The sequence below is a fragment of the Nocardia sp. CC201C genome (assembly GCF_030010695.1).
Classification (GTDB): domain Bacteria; phylum Actinomycetota; class Actinomycetes; order Mycobacteriales; family Mycobacteriaceae; genus Nocardia; species Nocardia otitidiscaviarum.
In genome coordinates this window covers 1-3,755 of record NZ_JASCXP010000559.1, presented here as the reverse complement: position 1 = coordinate 3,755, position 3,755 = coordinate 1, and the positions used below count along the sequence as shown (strand labels likewise).

At 68.6% G+C, this 3,755-nt stretch carries 2 protein-coding genes and 1 pseudogene; 1 reads left to right on the top strand and 2 read right to left on the bottom strand.

Annotated features, from left to right (window positions below):
* Window positions 1–1,089 (bottom strand): annotated as a pseudogene (locus QK444_RS33960) (hypothetical protein); the annotation flags it as partial.
* Window positions 1,090–1,594: 505 nt separating this feature from the next.
* Between QK444_RS33960 and QK444_RS33955 the strand changes: the two are divergent.
* Complete coding sequence (locus QK444_RS33955) at window positions 1,595–1,813, top strand: hypothetical protein (RefSeq protein WP_029928002.1); 219 nt, start codon at window positions 1,595–1,597, stop codon at window positions 1,811–1,813.
* A 507-nt stretch (window positions 1,814–2,320) separates the two neighbouring features.
* On the opposite strand, the gene QK444_RS33950 is transcribed toward QK444_RS33955, so the two are convergent.
* A partial coding sequence (locus QK444_RS33950; RefSeq protein WP_282786110.1) for an HNH endonuclease signature motif containing protein occupies window positions 2,321–3,755 on the bottom strand: 1,435 nt, incomplete at its 5' end.

The following is a 3,755-nucleotide window of genomic DNA, read 5'->3' as shown; positions in this document are numbered from 1 at the left end:
GCCAGGCAGCGGCGGCAGGTCCCCGGTCTCCCGGTCGGGCCGCGGCGGTCGGTCCCCGGCGTGGCGGCCCGGCAGCGGCGGCAGGCTCCCGACCTCCTGGTCCGGCAGTGACAGCGCAGCGTCGGCGTCCGATTCGGGCGGCGGCGTCGAGGTCTCGGCGTGTCGGCCCGACGGCGTGGTCAGCCCGCCGCCGTCCCGTTCCGGTGGAAGCGGCTCCGCGGCACGACGGTTCGGCGGTGCGGGATGTTCGTCGGCCGCGCCGCTGCTCACGGTCGGCAGACCCAGCGGGTCGAAGTCCGGGGCGGCCGGGTCGGCGGCGGCGAAGGGGGCCTTGCCGGGTGTGAGCAGGTCCGGGCCAGATGCCGCGTCCGCTGCCGCGCCGTCCGGGAACGGCGGGTCGGCCGGCAGCTGCGCACCGGTGCCGTGCACTCCGGCGATGCGGTCCTTGATGGCGGGCGCGCTGTCGAGGTATTCGCGTGCCTCCCGGGCGAATTCGTTGTCCACGCCGGTCAGCCAGTCGCGACCGGCCCACAGAATGTCGAACACGTCCCCGCCGACCTGGTGCTCCACGGCGGCGCACAGTGCGTAGTACCCGTAGGAGCGGTAGTCGTCGAACCCCTCCCCCTCGCGTACCAGCAGCACCGCGTACGGAGTGGCGAGATCGTGCCTTTCGATGTCCCCGAGCAGGGTGCAGGCGGTCATGGCCGCCATCAGCACCTCGTTCTCCGCCCCGAGCTGGCGGCGAATCGCGATACACTTGTCCGCCATGGACACCGCCACATCGGCCCGGTCCAGCTGTGTGGCCGCCTCCACGGCCATGGAGTACATGGTCGCCATGCTCCCGGCCGGGATATCGGCCGCGAATCGCGCCGGACCGCTCTCCGCGATGCGTAGCGCCTGCGCGAAATCCGCGGCGGCGAAGGCGGCTCGAAAGCGGTAGGACACGATCCAGCCGTAGTCCTTCGGGTCGGGTTGGTCCAGCAGCGAGTCGTCGAACGCGGTGAGCCGCTCCAGCGCCTCCACCGCCTGTCCCTGGTCCAACATGCCGCTCGCCTCGTTCATCACTGCGACGAACGCCTCTCGATCCATGATCGCCTTCCCGAATGATCCAAACACTGGATCGTATGCCGCGGCCCCGGATCGGCGTGGCCGGTGAGGGGAATCCCACAGTGCCAACACCATTGGCATCACTCCCACCGTCCCCGCCTGTGCCGTAACCACACTCGCTGGGTCTACGAATCCAGTATCCGCATCCCCACCGACACCACCACGGCACACCTCGCCCCAGACCTGTTTCCGCTGCGTAAAAGATCGATCCGAGTGGCCGACGCGCGATCTGGCGCGGACCACGGCTCCGCCGAACCCGCCGCATTTCGCTGCGCGCCACAGCCGCAGGCGGTGGCGGGATCCGAGCGAACGGGAGGGGAACCGCGGGGTTGCCCGCGAACCGTGGTTCCAATCTCTCGAAAACGACGATTTCGCTTCGCGGATTCGCTACGAGAACACCCGCGCGACCGTAGCGTGAGGGTATGAGTGGGGTAGGCGCGGGGATCCGCCGGGCGTGCTGGTGCACCCGACGCGCCGGGAGCGACGCATGATCGGAGACGAGGCGGAACGCCGCAATGGCCGCGACGGCGGGCCGATCTCCTTTCAGCACCGTGACGACGGCATCTGGCCGGTCGGCGACGACGGCTGGCCGCTGACCGTCGAGCAGGTCGCCGAACTCGACAGCGATGGACGGGACACCCGTGAGCTGCTCGGTCATATGGGTGAGATTGTGGATGTCGAGCCGGAGTCGGTGGAGGACATCTGATTTCCGTGGCGCGGACGGGTCTTCGTCCTGGTCGGGGCGGGATGTCGAGGCGTTGCGTCGGGTCCGGCCAATGCGTGGGACTGGCGGCGTGGAACATGCGTGGGCCGATATGTTCCGCACGTATGTCACTTCGGCATTCGAGGCCAGCGTGAGTAGTTGGGTGTTGCCGTAGAGATTTCAAGGATGAGTGTGGTTGCGTTGGGTGCCTTACCTGGCTTTCGCTGACGCCGGGTCGGGTGCCGCGCGCGTCTATCCCAGCCCACGGACTGGCTGGGGTTGCGTTCTCGGGACGGGCCTTTGCGGGGTGTGGTTATTGGCGTAAGTGATCGCCTCGGGTCGGGTCCGGGCGGTGGGTGCGGTGGTTTGTCGACGACCGGTCGTGATGGCCGGTGGCTCGTCGATCGGCTGTTCGGTGGTCGCGGTGACGGTGACCGGACCGGTCGAGATGGTCGGCACCGGGGTGGTTCGGGGCATCGGTGAGCCACTGCTCCGGGTGATGATGCAGATTCACCCGGGGTGCCCGTGCCGGATCGATGCGGGTCGGGGTGCCCACGCGACACGACCCGGATACCGGCCGCTACCGACACCGCCGTTGCTGCGGTTGCCGCCGCCGATGCTGCCGCCGATGCTGCCGACATCGCCGTTGCCGATGCTGTTGCCGCCGTTGCTGTTGCCGCCACCACCGTCGATGCTGCCGTTGCCGTTGCCGTTGCCGCCGCTGCTGGTGTTGCCGCTGCTGATGCTGGTGTTGCCGATGCTGTTGCCGCCGTCGCTGTTGCCACCGATACCGCCGCTGTGGTCGTTGCCGCGTCCGAGGGTGGCCCACCCCGTCGGATCCTCGACATCCTCGGGAATCTGAGCATGGCAGCGATCGCACACCAACGTCAGATTCTCGATATCGGTACGACCACCCCGCAACCACGGCACCATATGATGCACCGCACACATCGTCGCCGGAGCCTCACACCCCGGACGCGTACAGCCCCGATCAGCGGCGATACACGCCAACCGCTGCCACGACGACGCCAACCGATACCTCCCCCGCCCCAAATGCAACGGCAAACCCTTACCGTCGAACAACATCAACAACGGGTAGCTGCCCTCGGCCATCCGCAACGCATCCCGAACCGACATCACCGACCCCGACGCGGTATGCGCATAGCCGGACCCCGATTGCAAGTCGGTCACACTCATCGTCAACACCACCGACACCGGCACACCCCGATGACTCCCAAGGTTCTCCGGACCACCCCCGGCAGCCAGGAACGCTTTCACCGCGTCGTGGTTACGCTGCCCAGCACTGCGCCGGTCCCGCCGCGCCGCCACCTCCACCGTGTCTTTGTCGACGGCTGCGGGTCCCATGCGGGGGCTGTCGGGATCTTCGGGGTTGCACATGCCCGGACGCGCCCACTTCGCCAACACCACATCCAACAACGCCCGCAACTGCGGATCCAGCACGCCCTTGATCTCGCTCATGCCGTCCACGCGTTGTTTGCCCACCCAGAGTTCGCGGCGTCGGGCGCGGTCGTCGTCGCTGGTGAGGACCCCGTCGGGGTCCAGGCACGACAGCAGCACGTGCCCGACCTTGCTCACGTACTCCGGCGGCATCTGCATCGCCGCCCGAGCCAGGTGCTGTTCGGCCTCGGCCCGCGTCTCGGCAGGCACCGCGTTGGGGATACGGTCCATCACCCGCATGATCACCCGCGCGTGCTCCGGGGACACCACACCCTCGGCCTGCAACGCCGCCGTGGTCGGCAACAACGCCGGACCCGCTTCCCCGCAGAACGCGCGCGGCCGCAACGACGCCGACGCACGCACCCGCGCCCCGGCCTCGGCCGCCGACAACCGCAGCACATCGATCAGATACCCGCGCATCCCCTTGGCCCCGGCACGCTCCCACAGATGCCGGGATTCGACTTCGGCGATCATGCGGTGCGACAGT